Origin of the sequence: Pseudoalteromonas sp. PAST1, from assembly GCF_021532515.1 — a bacterium.
Lineage (GTDB): Bacteria > Pseudomonadota > Gammaproteobacteria > Enterobacterales > Alteromonadaceae > Pseudoalteromonas > Pseudoalteromonas simplex.
Map to the genome: position 1 here is coordinate 112,063 of NZ_JAKGBH010000009.1, position 16,549 is coordinate 128,611.

Sequence of the window (16,549 nt, forward strand, 5' to 3'; positions counted from 1 at the left end):
TGCTATCAGGTTTTAATTTGAACAGTAATAAATAGTTAGTAACAAAGTTTGTCAGTTAATTATGGCGGTCAATGAAACGCTGCCAATGCAGTTGCGGGTTTATTTGTCGGACGTTTTGCAGCACGGTATTTAATAATTGCATATCAGCAAAGCGTTGTTCGTTGAAATCTTTAAAACCAAGTAAGTAGTTAAAGGCGTCTTTGCAGTTGGCTTGCAGTGCATGAATTCGCACTTGTTGTTCAAAGTTAAGCCGTAAGCTACTAATTGCGGTTTTCATACCTTGCTGATCAACTGTAGGAATAGCGCATTTTTGCAAATAACCAGCACGTTCACCTTCACCCGAAAACCAAATGCGCACTTTTTCGCTATAGCGACCTGATTTAGCGGGTAAATCAAACATCAGTCGTTGTTGATTTTGACTTGTTAAAAAGTCTAAGTACTGATCAAGCCCAGCATCGAGTAATGCATTATGGATAGGCACATAGCGGGGTTTTATCTTGCCATGCGTATGAAAATCAAAGCAGCGAATGCCATCAAGGGTAACAATATTATCAAGGGTTAAATGGCCAATTTCATCGCTGTAGGCACCGGTGTAATAGGCAAACAAAGGCAGCCAAAAGTGCCAATGCTTAGCTTGTTCACGTGCTAAACGCTGATCACCATAAATGTAACCATTATACAGGGTATGTAATTCCATGGCCGAAAAGGGCCTACGACCAAGATGGGACTTCAACCTAATACCTTGATAATAAAGATGTGTCGAAGAGTATACCTGATAAGTATCAAGTTTCCAGCTTAACGACACTGCCATAAATACGGCCGTGTCGTTATAAGCTTAAGGATTGCGATTAATCGCAAAGAGCTTTAGCTAAACCAACCGGTTCGATTTCAACGCATACTTGATCATCGTTCCAGTTTAAACCAACAAGCGCATCATCTTCGTTAAGGTCTTCAACCCACTCATCAAGAAATTCGTCTAGGCCAATTTCAACAGGGGTATAGTCTTGCCACTCATCTTTACATTGTGCTTTTGCAGCGTCTTCAGTACCCCAAAGTAATAAGACATCAGTGTCGCTAAATTGGTTTGATTCACAGACAACAAAACCACCATCTTCGGCACCCAGTGCCCACATAGATTCGTTCAAACGAACTTTTTCTACAAAGCTAACTAATTCTGATTCAATTTCGATATCGCTCATTTGCGTAACCCTTATCTTTATATTCGTGGATCTGTTTGTTGTACCGCCGCTTTATCGGCGAATTTATGATAAAAATCAACTAAGTTTTCTAGTTGGCTAAAATCAGTTAATTCGCGGAAGCGGATCCAATCTAGCAAGCAGTATAAACTGATGTTTAGGTATTCACAGCTTTTAAATACTGGCTCCGATAAATGAGTATTTAAATAGGCTAATGTTTCAACAATTCGTTCATTCTGTAAATTAAAAAATAGTTTGTCGCTGTTGGTATCAAACCCAGAACGCTGACAAAGTAAAATTTCTACTAATGAATCATTGCAGGCATTGATAATGGTTAAGTAGTTCTCTTGCTGCCAGCTAAGTAATGGCTGATCTGCTTTTTCGAGCAGATAGCGAATAATGGAGTTGGAATCACATAAGGTAAAATCATGGTCGATTAATACAGGAATTTTTCTGGCAGGGTTATGAGCTATCATGGTTTGTCTGTCTTGCTCAGAGAAAATATCCAAATTAATAAAATCAATAGCTAGGTTATTAAGTGCAGCCCAAATCCGAATACGGCGCACAAAAGGTGAGGTGGTCGAGCCTAAAAGTTTCATTTTGAGATCCTTCGCAAAAAAAAGCCGCTATGAAGCGGCTTTTTGAAATCGATTTGTAAATTAGTCAGTACGGCTTGTTACTTCTAGAAGATGATAACCAAACTGGGTCTGCACTGGGCCTTGTACTTGGTTTATTGGTGCAGAGAAAACGACTTTGTCGAACTCTGGAACCATCATGCCAGGGCCAAACTCACCTAATGCACCACCATCTTGACCTGATGGGCAATTAGAATGAGCACGAGCAAGCTCTGCAAAGTCAGCTCCTTGCTCAATTTGCTGCTTTAAATCCAAACAGTGAGCTTCACTGTCTACGAGAATGTGTCTTGCACTGGCTACTGCCATAACATCTCCCTAATGTGTGTTTTAGTATTAAATCACTAGTTTAGTTCAATATTTACCGAACGAAAAATTAAATTTATTTTGCAGTCAGCTCAGCTTCAATTGCATCGCGTAAAGTTTGCGATTGTGGCTTAGTTTTACTATTAAAGCGTTGCACTGTCTTACGATCTGCAGACACTAAATATTTGTAAAAGTTCCAGTTAGGTGAGCTGGTTGCTTCATTTAGGTGTTTGAATATTGGGTTCGCATCGCTACCACGAACGGCACTGGTAGCCAACATATTGAAGGTTACGCCATAATTGATGAAACATACTTTTGCCGTGTCTTTTTCATCGTCTTCTTCTTGAAAAAAGTCATCTGATGGAAAACCTAGCACAACTAAGCCTTGGTCTTTATATTCTTTATGAATGGCTTCTAAACCTTCAAACTGGCCGGTAAAACCACAATTACTAGCGGTATTTACTATTAAGAGTGGTTTATCTTTGAATTCACAAAAATTAATAGACTCTTTTGAACGCAACTTTCTCATTGTGACATTGGTAAAATCATCACATTGGCTGCTTGCTTTAGCAGTTGGCGTAGCCTCTGTGGTTTGTGCTGCAAGGTTCGTTGTTATTAGGCCTGCTGCAAGTAACAAAGCATATTTATACATAGTTATTTCCCGCTAGTTATTTGTGATGAATATACGCTAATATGCAGCAAAGTGATCATTTAATTTCAGCTATTTATGACGATTCGCAAAGCAACACAAAACGATTTAACTGATATAGTCGCGATTTATAACGAGACCATCCCTGGGCGTATGGTTACCGCAGATACCGAAGAGGTGTCGGTGGCAGACAAACAAGCTTGGTTTGATAGCCATACAGAAAAAAGACCTATCTTTGTTTTTGAGCAACAAGGTAAAGTAATTGCTTGGTTAAGTTATAAGTCTTTCTATGGCCGCCCAGCTTACGATGGCACGGTTGAGATTAGTATTTACATCACCCAGCAGGCTCAAGGGCAAGGGCTAGGTAAACAATTGCTTACATTTTCAGAACAGCATGCAAAAACACTTAATATCAAGGTATTGTTAGCTTTTATCTTCAGCCATAACCTACCGAGCATAAAACTGTTTAATCGCTTTGAATACAAGGTTTGGGGAGAGCTTCCAGAAATTGCAATTATGGATGATAAAGCTTATGGCTTGACAATTTTGGGTAAGCACTTGCAGCCTTAACCTTCTCAAAAACTAGTAAAAAAATACGGTGTAAATTGTGCGGTAAAAGATTTTTAGACTACGCTAAAAAGGTCGGTTTTTATAGTGAGTCTTATTTACGGTGCGAAAAATATTAATAGTTGATAGTAATAGTGTACTTGCGATGCGTGTAAAAGTTCTACTCGAGCTTATCGGTTGCGAAGTTGAGCTATTACACTTTTCAATGATAGATGATACCGTTCTAAAACAGCAATATGATCTCGTTGCTGCTTCACATGGGGTGCCAACAAGTATCATTGAAGAACTAATGAATGACTTTTCTCAAGAGCATTTCTTATTACTCGCACCGAAAGCACAACGCAGTGACTTACTTGAACATTTTAGTGAAATTAACCGTCTCTTACCTAATGCCGTTGTGATATACCCTTTTTTCGCAAATAAAGAGATAAGCACGCTTCTAGAGGGAATATTAGAATTAGACAGCGACAATATCCTCAAACTTCCTACTGTATTGCTCGTTGATCATTGCCCCGACCGGTTACAAAAAATAGCGCAAAACTTAAAGGGCGCGCATATCAAAACCATCACCGCTGATAACATGAGCTTTGCAATGGAGTTAATTCATGAGCATGCAATTGATTTATTGATTAGTGATTTTACTTTTGAAGATGGAACAGGGCTTGAATTGTTTATAAAGCTGAAGTCGTTGCAGCCTGAAAGTCGTTGTTTATTATATACCTCAAAGCCTGATCAAGTTTCCATGGTTGCTGCCATTCGTCAGGGTGTTGAAGATGTTTTGATCAAACCGATTGATGATAATGGTTTATTGCAATCAGTTCATAAACTATGGCAAACAGAGCTTCTCAAACGTCATAATTCAGAACTTGTTGAAAGACTTCAGAGTACCGTTGATGCGCTTATAGAAAAGGACAGTTTATTAAGAGTTATTTTTAAGCATACTCCCGACGCTATTATTTTATTTGAACGATGCGGAAAGGTAATCGAAACTAACGATGCCTGTGAACAATTATTTGATAAACAGCACCATGAATTTGAAAGCTGTTCGGTATTTGATTTTTTTGATGCGCCTTCAATAACACGTATTAAAGAAAAAATTACGACGCTAAGTAAAAACCGCCAATTTAGCTGTGATCTAAGAATGCTTAAAAAAGATGGCAATGATATTCCATTAGTGGGATCGTTTAATGAAATAGATCATCATGGCGAGATTGCGTTAGCGGGGATCTTTAAAAACGTTACACACTTAAAAGAAAAGGAAGATTTGCTACTTGAAGCAAAAGATTTGCTTGAAGAAGAGGTAAAAGCGCGAACAGCTCAGCTAGAGCACGCAAAAGATGTGGCTGAAGCTGCAAACTTAAGTAAGTCTGAATTTTTAGCGAATATGTCTCATGAACTCAGAACGCCAATGCATTCAATCTTAAGTTTTGCTCGTTTTGGACTTGATAAAGTTGCCAATAATGATCTGAGTAAAGACAAGTTAAATAAGTATTTATCGCGTATAGAACAAAGTGGTGAGCGCTTATTGTCACTGCTTAATAATTTGCTTGATCTTTCAAAACTGGATGTTGGTAAATTTCCCTTTAATCCGCAAAAACATAACCTTAGCAGTATTATAAAAACCAGTATTGATGATGTCTCAGGGACTGCTCTTGAGAGAAATATTGCTATTCGTTTAATTGGCTTTGAGAAAAGTATTTTGCTCGATTGTGACGAAGAGCAGATAAACCAAATAATGCGCAACTTGCTTGGTAATGCACTTAAATTTAGTGAGCCTGCCAGTGAGATAGATATTCAGCTAACTATGAATAATGAAATGGCTGAAATATCAGTAATAGATCGTGGTATAGGAATTCCCGAGTCTGAACTTGAAAAAATTTTTGCGAAGTTTGAGCAAAGTAGTAAAACCAATAGTGGTGCTGGAGGTACAGGACTTGGTTTAGCTATTTGTCGTGAATTTGTAGCCTTACATCAAGGAACGATTACGGCAAGAAATAATGAATATGGAGGTGCAACTATTTTAGTAAAGCTTCCATTGAGGATAGATCTACCTCAACACTTAGCGAATGAAGATAGATCTGTAAAGTTAAATTAATAAAACGGAAGTGTTAGACATGGCCTTAAAGAGAATTTTAGCCGTCGATGATGAACCATTTAACTTAGAAATAATTGAAGAGATTCTTGAAGAGCTCGACTTTGAACTGAAAATGGTCAGTAGCGGTCCAGAGTGTTTGGCAGTAGTTGAAGAGTTTGATCCTCAGGTTATTCTGCTTGATGTGAGTATGCCACAAATGAGTGGTTATGATGTTTGTCGAAAACTAAAAGAGAATCCAAATACCGAGAAAATAATCGTTATGTTTGTTTCAGCAAGAGGAACGGTTGAAGAGCGTATGGAAGGCTATTCAGTTGGAGCTGAGGACTATATAGTTAAACCATTCGGGCATGAAGAATTAAAGCTTAAACTGCAGCACTTACATCAAGTATTGATAGAAAAAGAATCGCTAGAGCAACAAGTTGAAGATGCGACTTCAACAGCATTTAATGCCATGGCAAACAGCAGTGAAATGGGGCAAATAGTCAACTATATCGAGCATATAGGTGCTATTGAAGATGAGCAAGAGCTGGGCAAGGCTCTGCTTAACTGTCTAAGCTCATTTGATTTACAAAGCAATGTTGAGTTTCGCTTAGAGTCTGGCATTGAGCACTTTTCAATTTCGGGCATGTGTTCGCCAATCGTTATTGAGTTATTTGAAATGCTCAAAAATAAAGGCCGACTCCATGAATTTTCGAATCGAATTTTAGTCAATTACGAAATGATCAGCTTACTAATCTTAAATATGCCAGACCAAGACCCTGATAAGCATGGCCGAATTCGGGATCATATTTGCTTTTTAGTCAGTGTTACAGAACAGCAGCTTAAAGCGATCATCACAAAAAAAGAATTGCTCAGACAACAGCAACAACTTAATGATGCTGTAGGTAAAGTTCACAGCAAGTTTTCGGGACTCATCGAACTTCTAAATGAAAATCGTGTAAATAACGAGGCTGTATTTAAGCAGCTTCAAGAAGACTTAGAACGACGTATACCAACCATGGGCTTAGATGAGGACCAAGAGGTTTTTATCTATCAAAAGGTCGACGAAACCATTCAAAACTCTGTTGCACGTGAAGAGTCAGTTCAGGGAGTAAAAGCGGCATTCAAAGAGATTGAAAATGATTTATCGCAATTATTAAAGCAGTAAGTTACAACTTAAGCTATCAAGCATCTCTGGGCAGCCCTTTTTCAACAATGCGAATTAAGCGCGCAGTTTTACGAAGCCTTAACTGGCGCTTATTTTTTTGCTGCTCAAGCGCCCACTCGATATGCTCAGCGACCAAAGCTGTAGCGGTTGTTAACCTTTGCGCTAAAGCCTCAATTATCTGCTCATTGTAATCAGCGTTACCTAATCCGACAGCGAGGTTCCTTAACCAGCGCTCGTGACCAATGCGGCGTATAGGGCTGCCTTCAGTATTTTTTAGAAAGGTTGCCTCATCCCAAGCAAATAAGGTCAGTAAGTCTTGATCTTTAAGTTGTTTTCTTGGGTGAAAGTCGGCTTCATCGGTCAGCTGGCCATAGCGATTCCACGGGCAAACTAATTGGCAGTCATCACAGCCATAAACGCGATTACCTAACAGTGGGCGATACTCTTCAGGAATAGCGCCTTGCAATTCAATGGTAAGGTAAGAGATACATTTGCGGGCATCAACTACATAAGGTTCGACAATCGCGCCGGTTGGGCACAGTGTCATACAGGCAACGCATTTACCACAGCCCTCAAAGCTATTTTCTTCATCAATAGGCAGGGGGATATCAACAAACAGCTCCCCTAAGAAAAACCAAGAGCCCGCTTCTTTATTGATTAGCAAACTGTTTTTACCACGCCAGCCTAAGCCTGCTTTTTCGGCTAGTTGTCTTTCAAGCACGGGGGCTGAATCAACAAAAGGACGAAAACCTAGCTGGCCTATATGCTGCTCTATTTGTTGGCCTAATTTTTTTAGGCGGTTGCGAATTAATTTATGATAGTCACGACCTAATGCATAGCGACTGATGTACGCTTTATCTGTTTGCTTGAGGTTCCTAGCAAAGCTTGCATCAGGCGGCAGGTAGTTCATTTTTACTGAGATGACTCGTTGCGTGCCAGGTACCAGCTCTGCGGGGCGCGCTCGCTTCATACCATGGGCTGCCATGTATTCCATCTCACCGTGATAGCCTAAATCTAACCAGCGCTGCAGTTGAGCTTCATGTTTCGTTAGGTCAATATCAGTGATCCCGACTTCTGCAAAGCCAAGGTCTTTACCCCATTGCTTTATTTGCAGTGCGAGTTGTTCATAATCAATAGCGGGTGTTGTCACGGTCAATAAAAAAGTAGCCAAGAAGCGGCTACTTTAACATAGTTTGACTCAGAGCAGCAGTTAAAAGCCGATTACACAAAGCGTTTTAGCTGCTCTTGGGTTTGTTGGCTCAGTTTGTGTGATTGCTGGCAGTCAGCGAGTGATTCATCAATCTGCTGTTTAGCTTGCTCACCCAGAGCAACTATTTGCTCAACAGTTTGATGAGTGTGGGTTTGGGTTTGCTCAAGTAAATGCACCGCACTAACAATCTGCTGTAGTTGTTGTTGGTTTTGCTCAAATTCGCTAAGCATATTGCTAAAGCCTGTAGAGGTATTGCTAATCGCTGTTTCAGCTTCACTCGAGTGGCTAATTAGTTGCTCAGATTCTTTATTGGTTTCGCTAACAAGACTATTCATTTGATTAATAAAATCAGTTATTTGGCGGGTTGCGTCGTTTACTTTAACCGATAGTGATCTAACTTCATCGGCAACCACGGCAAAGCCTCGGCCAGCTTCACCGGCACGTGCCGCTTCAATTGCAGCATTCAGTGCAAGTAAATTGGTTTGGTCAGAAAACTCTTCAACCATTTTTAAAATGGCGCGAATATTCTCGCTGTTTTCTTTTAGGCCAGACACAGTTGCAGAAAAGTTACCTAAAATTTGGCTGATCATCGCAACCTTTTTAACTAATGCTGATAACTCAGTGGCTGAGTGTTTTACAAAGTTTAAGTGCTCACTGTTAACATGGTGCACGCTATCAGTGTTCGCTGAGATATTCTCAAGGCTTGAAGTTATTTGGTTACTCGAATCAGTAATGGTTTGGCTAAACTTGATTTGCTGGTGGCTCATTTCTGCGGTTTGCTGCATTGAATGAGTCATCTTTGAACTACTATCTGCACTGGCTTGTGCACTTTGGTATGTGGTGGCTAATAGATTTGCTAAATGAACTGTAAAGGTATTGTACTGCTCACTTAAATCACGAAATTCATCGTAGGTAAAATGCGGTAACTTGGCAGATAAATCTGCATCATGACGGTTGATTTGCTCAAGTGTATCGCGCATTGCTTGCACTGGGCGCACAATTAAAAAGCGCATGTAGAAAATAGTAAAAATAAAGCTCGCGATGATAACAAAGGTCATTAACCAAAATAGTCCCATGCCAACTTGTTGCTCTGACAGGCTGCTATAAAGCCAGATCAAAGTAATGGCCTGAAACGCAAACACAAAACCTAAATTACCGACAATCTTACGTGTAAGAGTGTAAAAGAATGTTTGTTCGATAAAATTATAAATGCGCATATAGCTACTCATTAAGGTGTTGTGTTGATTCATTTTGGCGTAATTTTTTATTATTCAATGTCACATAATTCAACAGTATAGCTTAGTTTTGTTGAGTTACAGTGACTGCAGTGTCATTTGTGTATGGCACGGAAAATTAGTAAAAATACCATCTACGCCATACTCTAGCATTAATTCGATATCTTCCACTTTATCGACCGTGTAAGCATAAACTTGAAGGCCGCGTTGTTTTGCGTCAGCAACAAACTCATGGTTTATAAAGTTTTTATCTACATGAATGCTATAGGCATGCAGTTTTTGCGCAAACTCGCTGTAATTAATTGGGATAGAAGCGGTAAGTGCACCAATCTTTACCCACGGCAGTTTTTGCTTAAGCCACATCAGTTGGTGGTGATCAAATGAAGAGACTAGCAGGTTATCTCTAGATATTTTTCCTGCACTGACATTTGACTCAATAAGCTCTACAAACTTGTCTAACGAAAAAGTATGTTTAAGCTCTAGATTAAGCAAGGTTTTATCACCAACCCAATCGATTGCCTGCTGTAAAGTGGGCACGCATTCGCCATTGCCTGCATCGTATTGTTGAATTTGCTCTTTGGAGCAGGCGTTTACTTTACCGCGACCTGAAGTTGTGCGATCAAGCCAAGTGTCGTGAATAATCATGTAATCATCAAGGCAGCTTTGCACATCAATTTCGATGCCATCTACTGCTAAATCAACAGCGGCGATAATGGCGCTTTGAGTATTTTCTGGGTAGGTACCACTGGCACCTCTGTGAGCGAATACTTTCATTATTGCTTATACCTACGATTCACTGACCATGTTTCATAAAAAGCGGCACTAATCACCAGTGCGCCACCAATAAGAGTGCTAATTGAAGGTTGCTCATGCAAAATTAAAAAAGCGAAAAACGTACCGTATAAAGGCTGCAAACACGATATTAAACCAGCGGTTGAAGCTGATAAGTTTTTTAGGCTTGCTGCAAACAGTGAATGCGGTGCTGCTGTAAAAATAACCCCTACAGTAATTAATAGCAGCCAATTTATTGTATCAACTTGTAATGGCGGTACCTCGACAAAGGCACTCAGCATAATGCAGGCGATCCAAGTTTGGTAAAGCATGGTTTGTGGGCCGCTATATTGGCTAAAGTAACGCTTATGAACGATATTTCGAAAAGCAAAAAAGAACGCAGACAAAATACCAATAGCAATACCTAGGGTGACATCATTGCCTAAGCTGGCATCAGGAATAAGTAAATAAATACCAAGCATTACTACTAAGGCGCTAAAAATATCTTTGAGCTGTGGTTTGCTGCCATGAAAAAAAGGCTCTAAAAACACCGTGATAACAGGGTAAGTAAAAAAGGCAATCATACCGACAGCAATACCTGCTAACTGCATACCTGCGAAATAGGTGAGCCAATGTATTCCAACAGTGACGCCAAGTAACAAGGCTATAAGGTAGTCGCGACGCGAGTGAAGCTTAATCGCTTTGTGTTGAATTGTAAGTAAGATCAGTAAGGCACAGCCAGCAATTGCTGTTCGGTAAACGGTAATATCTAATGCACTTAGGCTGACTAGTTTAGCGAATAATGCAGTCCCCCCAAATAGGAGTACTGCAATATGTAAGTATATTAGGCTCTGTTTGTGCGCCTGCATTACAAACCTTGTTATTGTTGTTATTAACTCTCTTTGTAACGGTAATCCTTTACTTTGTAAACTCCCCAAATGGGCTAATCCATTCGTTTAGTTCCAATATTTCCATCCCTGCAAGTAATAGTGCAGCACATTAGGCTCATCAAGCGTCGATACTTTTTCATTGTTAGCACTAATATCCGGGGTAAAAATAAACAATTGTGCATCATTTTCTGGGCGGTAAAAGCGGGTTTTAACCGGTAATACTTGTTGGTTACTACACATCAAATTGCAAGCCATAACAAAGCCCCATTCGCCAAAAGAGGGCACATTCAAATGGTAAGGCAAGGTGTGTGCAAAGCCCGCTGCACTGAGCGTATTATTGATAGACCAAAATGCGTGTTTCGCAAAAAATGGACTGGTGGCCTGGGTCACTACAATACCGTTATTTGGTAATCGTGTTTTTACTAGTTGATAAAACTGCTGACTGTAAAGCCGTGCTAAATTGATTGCTTTTGGATCAGGTAAATCAATAAAAATAATATCGAACAGCTGTTCGCTTTGCTCAATAAACACATAAGCATCTTGATGAATAACCGTCACTTTAGGGTCACTGAGTGAGTGCTTGTTAAGAGTTGTCAGGTTGTGATTAGTTTGCGCAAGCCTAGCTACTGCTGGGTCTAAATCAACTAGGGTAATAGACTCTATTTGCGGGTACTTCAAAAGCTCTCTGGCTGCTAAGCCATCGCCACCACCTAAAATTAAAATACGTTTTGCATTGCCATGGCGCACCATAGCGGGATGAATAAGCGCTTCGTGATAGCGATACTCATCAATCGATGAAAACTGTAAGCCACCGTTTAAATAAAGTCTAATATCATCTTTATGGCGAGTGAGTACAATTTGCTGATAGGGCGTTTGCTCTGAGTGTACAACACGGTCATCGTAGATTTGGCTTTGCCAAAGATGGGTAAGCTGTTTACTCGCAAATAAGCAAAGCACTAATACTGAGCAGACTAAAACTAAAGTGAGCCTAAGCACTTTTCGACGATTTGCGCTGATATGGTCGATAAAGTACCACAGCAATAACAGCGCAATACTTAGATTCATTAAGCCAAAGCTTAACGCTGTTTTAAAAACCCCAAGCCAAGGTAAAAATAGAAAAGGAAACAGTAAAGTCGCAAGCAGGGCGCCAAAGTAGTCAATAGATAACACATTGGCGAGGTTTGCTTTTAGCGCATAATGTTTTTCCATTAGGCGACTTAACAGCGGAATTTCTAAACCAATCAAAATCCCTATTAGCGTGGTGAGTAAAATACTAATTGCTTGCAGCGGTAAACCAAACGCATAACAGAAATACAGCAAGGGCACACTCAAACCACCAAGTAGCGCAAGCGCTAACTCAAAGCCAATAAAATACACCAGCAATGGCTTATCAGGCACAAAACGCGAAAAATAAGAGCCAACCCCCATTGCCGCCATATAGACGCCAATCGTCAGGGAAAATTGGGTGATGCTATCACCCAAAAAGTAGGCACCGGTAGTTGCGATCAGCAGCTCATAAATAATAGAGCAAAGGCCTGCAACAAAAATGCTAAACAGTAAAATGTGGCTTTCGCGAATTGATTTATTTACCACCTGGGCCGCCTCGTGAACGGAAACCTGCACTACCAATACTTTGCTCACGCAATTGTTTATCAACGCTTATCGTGAGGTGGTGATAGGAGTAAACTTGCCAATCTTGCTCTTTGTCACCTTTGCTATATGCCAAGAAGGAAAAGAAGAGCACGGGTGCTAAAAACAGTAACACAATAGGCCAAACTGAGATGCGCGATTCCATTGCTTTTATAGCTTCTGGGTTTAACTTATTAATTGGTTTATAAGTAATATCAGAGCCTTCACGCTCAGCTTCTAAACGATGCAGCATTACAAATAGCGCTACACCGCCGATGAAACCAGAAATCCATAACAGCGGTAGCATGAAATTACTGTTACCTTTGATTGGAATAATACGAAACGTATAACTAAAATGTTCGGCACGCTTATTTGGGCCAAACGTACTACTGACGTAGGCGCTATATTGCCCCTTCTTAGGGAAGTGGACATCGTGATGAGTATAATCACGGTACTCAGTCCATTTACCATCTGAATCGTGTCCGGTTTCTGCCCAAAGTTCATCAGAGTAACTAAATAAGTAGTTACCATCAGGGTCAAAAATTTCGATATCAATGGCTTTCCATGAGTTTAAAGGCAGTCTGCCTTTAATTTCCAAGCGCATCATTTGGCCATCTTCTGGCACTGTAAATAGGTAAGGTTTGTCTTGTCCGTCGTAGTCTTTAAAGTTGCCATATTGGCCACTAATAAGTGGCGCTTGTAGATCTGCACGTATCACTAAGCAAACAACAAATGTGATAGCGGCAATAATAAAAAGCTTATAGATGTTCATCCATTACTCCATAAATAAGCTTAAATAGCGATAGTGATGATAACAGCAACACAGATTGCAATGCTGCTTTCAATAACCGCAACGGCGGTGTTTTTGTCGTGCATTGCTTGGTCGAGTGAAATTTTACTAAAGATAATTTTATCAACGAGGTAACGTACAATTGGTAAAATTAAAAAGCCAAATAATGCGTCAATAAAGAATAAGCTTAAGCTTTGTTGCCAGCTATGAAAGCCACCAATGAGCGCATGACACAAGATAATAGCTAGCGCCAACATGGTGCCAGAAAAGCTAAGCGCTACGGCTTTGTTACCTTTTTCGAGCTGTTCGTGAAGATTAAAAGCAGTGAGGTGATCATAGCCTTTGGCAAAAATGATCAGCATTAGTTGCCCTAAAAAATAAAACACTATGGCCGATAACCAGCTGCCTTCGCCGGTTAATGCACCACCAATGATCAGCGCAGCAGCCATATAGTTTGCCGCTTGTACTAAGCCTACGGCCTCGTTTTGTTGGTTAATTAATTGCTCTTGGTTACAGAACAAACGCAGCAGTAACTTGTCATTCAAAATACGTGAGCAGGTTAGCAGTACCATACCTAATACACTGTACAGAGATACATTCATCAAATCGCTTAGCAAACCTTGACTAGGCCCAGCTAAAACAAAGCCATAAATAATGGTAATTGCCCCTAAATAGCCACCAATAGATAAACCTAAGGCACTGTTGGCATTATCGGTTAACTGGCTGGTGGTGTTATAAGGGGTTGCTAAGTTATACGACAGTTTTGCAACGGCTATGATCGCAATGAATAGACCAATATAGGCGCTGTTATAGGCCATCGTTGCGAGGTAATGGGTTAAGTTAATATCCATATAATTATGTTAGCTTGTTGTTATTTTCCGAAAATATTAACACAGAGTGTTTGTTGCAAAGAATATCAACGCTTCATTTTTGGCAGAATTAATTAATTTCTTAAAAGTTTCATCGCTTTTTTATGACAATTGTCATGATGTATTGCTTACAAATGTCGTTAAAAACTCATTCTTTTCTAAGTAACACTATACCTGTACCGATACATGTCGGTTTGTCATTCATTAATATAAAGGGTATAGCTATGAATCTAATTACTAAAAATATTTACGCGTTATTCGCTGCGGCAATTATATTTAACACAAATTACGTATTTGCTGAACAAAGTACTATAGATAGTATTGAACTTGCATCTCAACAGCATAACTTGTCAGAACTTACCGAAATAGCAAAAAATGCAGCAGGGTATGATGCAGCGCTTGTGAATTATCGCCTTGCTATTGCACATAATATCATGGGTGAAACTGAAAAAGCGCTTGCCTTACTTGATATTGCACAAGCAGCGCTTTTAGACGATAAACTTGACGCAGATAAAAGTGAGGCAAACGCATTGCTTGCTCAAGTGTATGGTTATCGTATTTCTATTAAACCTATTACAGGTTTTTACTACGGCATTAAATCGAACAATGCGTTAAATAATGCGGTGCAAATTGACAAAAGTAATCCTCGTGCTCATCTAGTTAAAGGTATAATTGCTTTAAACACACCTAGCATGTTTGGTGGCAGTAAACAGCAAGCGCTAAGCTCATTGAATGCGTCTCTTATTCACTATCAAAATGATAATAATGATGGTTATAAATGGGGGCAGGCGGAAGCATATGTCTGGCGTGGGTTAACATATCTAGCACTAAATGATGTGCAAAAAGCAGTGCAAGATTGGCAAACATCACTTGACCTTGCACCAAACTATACATGGCCTAAGATTTTGATAAATAACAATAAGCAGTAACTAATCGTGGGCAGCCATATGCTGCCCAAGTTTAGATAAAATTAAAAAAAGCCAAAAAATGGGATTGAGCATAAATGAAAAGTGACAGTTTTAGACAAAGCTTAGCAATTGAAAAAAAGCCTTACTGGGTCTGGGGGCCACTTGTTTTTTCAAGTTTTTATTTTTTACCGTTGATTCTAAGTTTTGAGCAATTCGCAGCTTTAGATATTTTTATTATAGTTATGATATATATAACTTTTATTTTTTACTATGTTAAAGCTGCTAATGCAAAAGGTGAAGACGCCCTCATTCCTGTGTCTATAATTGTTATTATTGCAACTTTTGGTACATATTTAACTCTTGGAACACAAACTTTATTTGGCTTTGCTTGCTATTTTTTGGGTTCAACTTTAGACAAAAAAAAGGCGTTTTAGGGCTAGTTGCTGTTGCTTTGAGTATTTTTCTCGCGGTGTATTTATTTGATTTGAATAATCCATATTTTATTGCGCCAGCACTCATCATCAGCATTGCACTTTATTTTATGGGACGTGCTGAGAGGCGTGAACGAATACATCAGTTAAGTGAACAAAAAAGTCAATATCAAATAGAACAGTTGGCAATGATTGCTGAACGTGAGCGCATTGCACGAGACCTTCATGATTTAGCTGGCCACAGTCTATCGTCGATTGCTCTGCAAGCAGAGCTAGCCGAAAAGTTAATTGTTAATGATAACGTTGAGCAAGCACAGAGTGAAATAAAGCAAGTGGCGGCCATTAGCCGAGATTTACTCAGTGATATTCGTAAAGCAGTAACAAATATGAAACAGTTTAACCTCACTAAACAGTTAGAGTTTTTGCAAGAAGAGCTAACACAAAATGGCTTTAATGTAATAGTAAACAATGAATTAACAAACTTATCGACAGCAACACAAAAAACCGTATCGCTTATTGTTACTGAGGCTTGCACTAATATTTTAAGGCATAGTAAAGGGAATGAAGTTTTAATTGATATTAGTAAGGAACTAATATCAATTAAGGATAACGGTATAGTAACCACATTTAAAAGTGGCAATGGCATTAATGGCATTAAGCAGCGTACTGAAGCACTTGGCGGAGAGCTTATTGTGGAAAATAAAAAAGGGTTTAACCTGACTATGAATTTTCGAGCGAATTTATCATGATTAATTTACTCATTGTTGAAGATCAGCAAATGGTTAGGGAAGCAATTAGTGCGCTTGTTGGACTTGATCCATTTATTAATGTCGTTGGGCAAGCAGAGGATGGCAAAGCTGCACTTAAATTTATTGAACAAAATAAGATTGATATGGTGTTATCAGATATTGAAATGCCCAATATGTCAGGCATCGAATTGGTAGAAATACTGAGTAAGCGCCATTCTGATATTAAAACCATGATAATAACTACATTTTCAAAAGCAGGTTACATAAAACGTGCTATGAAAGCAGATGTTCGCGCGTTTATTTTAAAGGAAGCGCCATCAGAGCATTTAATTAATGCAATAAAATCAGTCCCGAATTCAGATAATAAGTGCACCACTCATGGTTAAACGGTGAGAAGAGATCAACTGCCTGTTGGTGGTACTCTATCGTCGCCAAACAAACAGAAGCATTTACCATGAGTTACAAGCAGTTGATC

Annotated in this window: 19 protein-coding genes; 7 read left to right on the plus strand and 12 right to left on the minus strand. The window is 39.4% G+C overall.

What is annotated here, in order from left to right; all coding sequences use genetic code 11:
• Window positions 1-55: 55 nt before the first annotated feature.
• The 5 genes from L1272_RS06550 to L1272_RS06570 form a co-directional block, all read right to left on the minus strand.
• Complete coding sequence (locus L1272_RS06550; RefSeq protein WP_166338872.1) at window positions 56-733, minus strand: hypothetical protein; 678 nt, start codon at window positions 731-733, stop codon at window positions 56-58.
• A 115-nt stretch (window positions 734-848) separates the two neighbouring features.
• Window positions 849-1,199 (minus strand): DUF2750 domain-containing protein, encoded by a 351-nt coding sequence (locus L1272_RS06555; RefSeq protein ID WP_054552718.1) that lies wholly within the window; start codon window positions 1,197-1,199, stop codon window positions 849-851.
• 17 nt (window positions 1,200-1,216) lie between these two features.
• Window positions 1,217-1,795, minus strand: coding sequence for a glutathione S-transferase family protein (locus L1272_RS06560; RefSeq protein WP_054552717.1), 579 nt, complete (start codon window positions 1,793-1,795; stop codon window positions 1,217-1,219).
• A 60-nt stretch (window positions 1,796-1,855) separates the two neighbouring features.
• Window positions 1,856-2,137: a peptidylprolyl isomerase gene (locus tag L1272_RS06565; RefSeq protein WP_054552716.1), complete on the minus strand. Its 282-nt coding sequence runs from the start codon at window positions 2,135-2,137 to the stop codon at window positions 1,856-1,858.
• Between the two features lie 73 nt (window positions 2,138-2,210).
• Complete coding sequence (locus L1272_RS06570; protein WP_054561036.1) at window positions 2,211-2,786, minus strand: glutathione peroxidase; 576 nt, start codon at window positions 2,784-2,786, stop codon at window positions 2,211-2,213.
• A gap of 75 nt (window positions 2,787-2,861) precedes the next feature.
• Here L1272_RS06570 and L1272_RS06575 point away from each other — a divergent pair, with 75 nt between their 5' ends.
• The 3 genes from L1272_RS06575 (at window position 2,862) to L1272_RS06585 (ending at window position 6,592) form a co-directional block, all read left to right on the plus strand.
• Complete coding sequence (locus L1272_RS06575; protein WP_138616213.1) at window positions 2,862-3,353, plus strand: GNAT family N-acetyltransferase; 492 nt, start codon at window positions 2,862-2,864, stop codon at window positions 3,351-3,353.
• Between the two features lie 142 nt (window positions 3,354-3,495).
• Window positions 3,496-5,445, plus strand: coding sequence for a sensor histidine kinase (locus tag L1272_RS06580; RefSeq protein WP_138616215.1), 1,950 nt, complete (start codon window positions 3,496-3,498; stop codon window positions 5,443-5,445).
• Window positions 5,446-5,464: 19 nt separating this feature from the next.
• Complete coding sequence (locus L1272_RS06585) at window positions 5,465-6,592, plus strand: response regulator (protein WP_166338790.1); 1,128 nt, start codon at window positions 5,465-5,467, stop codon at window positions 6,590-6,592.
• 16 nt (window positions 6,593-6,608) lie between these two features.
• Here the strand turns inward: L1272_RS06585 and queG are convergent, their stop codons facing one another.
• The 7 genes from queG to L1272_RS06620 form a co-directional block, all read right to left on the minus strand.
• The gene (gene queG, locus L1272_RS06590; protein WP_138598919.1) at window positions 6,609-7,742 is read right to left on the minus strand and encodes a tRNA epoxyqueuosine(34) reductase QueG; all 1,134 of its coding nucleotides are present in this window, start codon (window positions 7,740-7,742) and stop codon (window positions 6,609-6,611) included.
• Between the two features lie 71 nt (window positions 7,743-7,813).
• A complete protein-coding gene (locus tag L1272_RS06595; protein WP_138598920.1) occupies window positions 7,814-9,031 on the minus strand; it encodes a methyl-accepting chemotaxis protein in 1,218 nt (405 codons plus the stop codon).
• A gap of 84 nt (window positions 9,032-9,115) precedes the next feature.
• Window positions 9,116-9,811, minus strand: a complete 696-nt coding sequence (locus L1272_RS06600) for a glycerophosphodiester phosphodiesterase (protein ID WP_171041502.1) — start codon at window positions 9,809-9,811, stop codon at window positions 9,116-9,118.
• Window positions 9,811-10,677, minus strand: a complete 867-nt coding sequence (locus tag L1272_RS06605) for a DMT family transporter (protein ID WP_235373017.1) — start codon at window positions 10,675-10,677, stop codon at window positions 9,811-9,813. The genes L1272_RS06600 and L1272_RS06605 overlap by 1 nt, the downstream gene beginning before the upstream one ends.
• Window positions 10,678-10,764: 87 nt before the next feature.
• On the minus strand, window positions 10,765-12,291 hold the full coding sequence (locus L1272_RS06610; RefSeq protein ID WP_171041501.1) for a polyamine aminopropyltransferase: 1,527 nt from the start codon (window positions 12,289-12,291) through the stop codon (window positions 10,765-10,767).
• Window positions 12,281-13,099: a hypothetical protein gene (locus tag L1272_RS06615; RefSeq protein WP_054561029.1), complete on the minus strand. Its 819-nt coding sequence runs from the start codon at window positions 13,097-13,099 to the stop codon at window positions 12,281-12,283. Before L1272_RS06615 ends, L1272_RS06610 begins: the two co-directional genes overlap by 11 nt.
• A 20-nt stretch (window positions 13,100-13,119) precedes the next feature.
• Window positions 13,120-13,968 carry a DUF350 domain-containing protein gene (locus L1272_RS06620; RefSeq protein WP_228290552.1) on the minus strand — a complete coding sequence of 283 codons (849 nt, stop codon included), beginning with the start codon at window positions 13,966-13,968 and terminating at the stop codon, window positions 13,120-13,122.
• 152 nt (window positions 13,969-14,120) lie between these two features.
• On the opposite strand from L1272_RS06620, the gene L1272_RS06625 reads away from it, so the two are divergent.
• From L1272_RS06625 to L1272_RS06640, 4 genes are all read left to right on the plus strand, one after another.
• The gene (locus tag L1272_RS06625) at window positions 14,121-14,915 is read left to right on the plus strand and encodes a tetratricopeptide repeat protein (RefSeq protein WP_235373018.1); all 795 of its coding nucleotides are present in this window, start codon (window positions 14,121-14,123) and stop codon (window positions 14,913-14,915) included.
• A 74-nt stretch (window positions 14,916-14,989) separates the two neighbouring features.
• A complete protein-coding gene (locus L1272_RS06630; RefSeq protein WP_235373019.1) occupies window positions 14,990-15,328 on the plus strand; it encodes a hypothetical protein in 339 nt (112 codons plus the stop codon).
• A 17-nt stretch (window positions 15,329-15,345) separates the two neighbouring features.
• Entirely contained in the window at window positions 15,346-16,074 is a 729-nt protein-coding gene (locus L1272_RS06635) for a sensor histidine kinase (RefSeq protein WP_235373020.1), read from the plus strand.
• Entirely contained in the window at window positions 16,071-16,460 is a 390-nt protein-coding gene (locus L1272_RS06640; RefSeq protein ID WP_235373021.1) for a response regulator, read from the plus strand. Before L1272_RS06635 ends, L1272_RS06640 begins: the two co-directional genes overlap by 4 nt.
• The last annotated feature ends 89 nt before the right edge of the window (window positions 16,461-16,549 follow it).

Bases quoted from the DNA above. Each gene is read 5' to 3' on its own strand.
- L1272_RS06640 (WP_235373021.1), top strand. From the start codon at position 16,071: ATGATTAATTTACTCATTGTTGAAGATCAGCAAATGGTTAGGGAAGCA.
- L1272_RS06585 (WP_166338790.1), top strand. From the start codon at position 5,465: ATGGCCTTAAAGAGAATTTTAGCCGTCGATGATGAACCATTTAACTTA.
- L1272_RS06605 (WP_235373017.1), bottom strand. From the start codon at position 10,677: ATGCAGGCGCACAAACAGAGCCTAATATACTTACATATTGCAGTACTC.
- L1272_RS06580 (WP_138616215.1), top strand. From the start codon at position 3,496: ATGCGTGTAAAAGTTCTACTCGAGCTTATCGGTTGCGAAGTTGAGCTA.
- L1272_RS06615 (WP_054561029.1), bottom strand. From the start codon at position 13,099: ATGAACATCTATAAGCTTTTTATTATTGCCGCTATCACATTTGTTGTT.
- L1272_RS06620 (WP_228290552.1), bottom strand. From the start codon at position 13,968: ATGGATATTAACTTAACCCATTACCTCGCAACGATGGCCTATAACAGC.
- L1272_RS06625 (WP_235373018.1), top strand. From the start codon at position 14,121: ATGTCGTTAAAAACTCATTCTTTTCTAAGTAACACTATACCTGTACCG.
- L1272_RS06595 (WP_138598920.1), bottom strand. From the start codon at position 9,031: ATGAGTAGCTATATGCGCATTTATAATTTTATCGAACAAACATTCTTT.
- L1272_RS06565 (WP_054552716.1), bottom strand. From the start codon at position 2,137: ATGGCAGTAGCCAGTGCAAGACACATTCTCGTAGACAGTGAAGCTCAC.
- L1272_RS06575 (WP_138616213.1), top strand. From the start codon at position 2,862: ATGACGATTCGCAAAGCAACACAAAACGATTTAACTGATATAGTCGCG.
- L1272_RS06555 (WP_054552718.1), bottom strand. From the start codon at position 1,199: ATGAGCGATATCGAAATTGAATCAGAATTAGTTAGCTTTGTAGAAAAA.
- L1272_RS06570 (WP_054561036.1), bottom strand. From the start codon at position 2,786: ATGTATAAATATGCTTTGTTACTTGCAGCAGGCCTAATAACAACGAAC.
- L1272_RS06560 (WP_054552717.1), bottom strand. From the start codon at position 1,795: ATGAAACTTTTAGGCTCGACCACCTCACCTTTTGTGCGCCGTATTCGG.
- L1272_RS06600 (WP_171041502.1), bottom strand. From the start codon at position 9,811: ATGAAAGTATTCGCTCACAGAGGTGCCAGTGGTACCTACCCAGAAAAT.
- L1272_RS06630 (WP_235373019.1), top strand. From the start codon at position 14,990: ATGAAAAGTGACAGTTTTAGACAAAGCTTAGCAATTGAAAAAAAGCCT.